Annotated in this window: 1 pseudogene; it reads right to left on the bottom strand. The window is 67.1% G+C overall.

What is annotated here, in order from left to right:
* Nucleotides 1-928 (bottom strand): annotated as a pseudogene (locus VPH46_RS16270) (sensor histidine kinase); the annotation flags it as partial.
* Between the last annotated feature and the right edge of the window lie 319 nt (nt 929-1,247).

The raw sequence follows: 1,247 nt of genomic DNA, 5'->3' as shown, positions 1-1,247 counted from the left end.
GGCGAGCCAGGTCAGTTCGCGCGCGCGCCTGCGCATCGGCAAAGCTGCCGGCGAGATAGCCGACCACCACCACCGACGCGAGGCCCATGTGCAACGTAAGCCGCTCGGCCAGCGGCATGTCACCGGTTGTCCAGGGCAGCACGATCGCCGCCACGATCACGATCGCGCACCAGCCCGCCGTGCGTCCAAAGCGTAGGCCGATCCAAGCAACTGCCAGCAGCGCCGGGGTCGAGGGAACGCCTAACCCGATGCGGACGAGCAGCAGGCCGAACGTGATTGCCCCGCCCAGAACAAGGGCCGCTTCGCCCATCGCGAAGAACAGTCGCGTTCCCCGCCGAGGCATCCAGCGCGGCCCTTCGCGTGCTGCCTGAATGGCCCACAGCAGCGGCGGGGTGAACAGGAGAACCCCGAGAAGGTCGCCGACCGCAAAGCCGGCCAGCGATGCGAACGTCTGGCGCAGGCCGATGACACCGGTCAGCTCTGGTCTGAGAAGGGCCCAGGGCAGCGCGGCAATCGCGGCCGCGACGGGAGCTGCGACCGAGGCGAGGCCAAGCGGCATGGGCGCAACGCCCAGGCTGGAGGATGCGTGCGCGGCAATCCGGCGAATCAACCAGACAACGGCACCATAGACCAGCGGCGGTCGGGCAACCCCGATGGCGACGGCGACCCACCCGGACTCTCCGGGAACGATCCATCCCGCCGCCGTCTGCACGATCATTTCCGCAACGACGATCGCCAAGGTCAGCCTGGGTCCTCGACTCCAGAGCAAGGCCATGCGGACGCCCGCGGGCGGATAGAGCAGTGAATAGAAGCCTTGCCCACCCCAGCCCGCGGCGAAGCGGTGCGTAAGCATGAAGGCCGCGGCATAGCCGACGATCCACAGCAGATCGTCCGACCGCGGCAGCACACGCAACACTGCGTCACGCATCGCATCGAGGGAAGGAACAGGGGACAAGGACATCAGCCCTTGCCTAAACGCAACCGCATCGCTGCGCCTACTGGGGTAATTCCCGGAAGGAACCGTATGCCACTCATCCGGCGCGACCGGGAATTTCCCCGATTTCCATTCCGGTCGTTCGCGCCATGCTTAGCGGACCATCATCGGGAGCCCTCATGCCCACCTGCAACGCCGAGCAGCCGCTCAGGCCGACCTCCCCGCATGACCACCCGCGCTGCTTCACCAGCACGTGGATGAACGCGTTCGACAAGGAGCAAAGGCGCCAGGAGGCCGTAGACCAGAGCGGCGC

Source organism: Sphingomonas sp. MJ1 (PH-R8) (assembly GCF_048058635.1).
In the GTDB taxonomy this organism is placed as follows: Bacteria; Pseudomonadota; Alphaproteobacteria; order Sphingomonadales; family Sphingomonadaceae; genus Sphingomonas.
The sequence above is the reverse complement of the archived record's forward strand: the minus strand, read 5'-3'. Positions and strand labels throughout refer to the sequence as shown.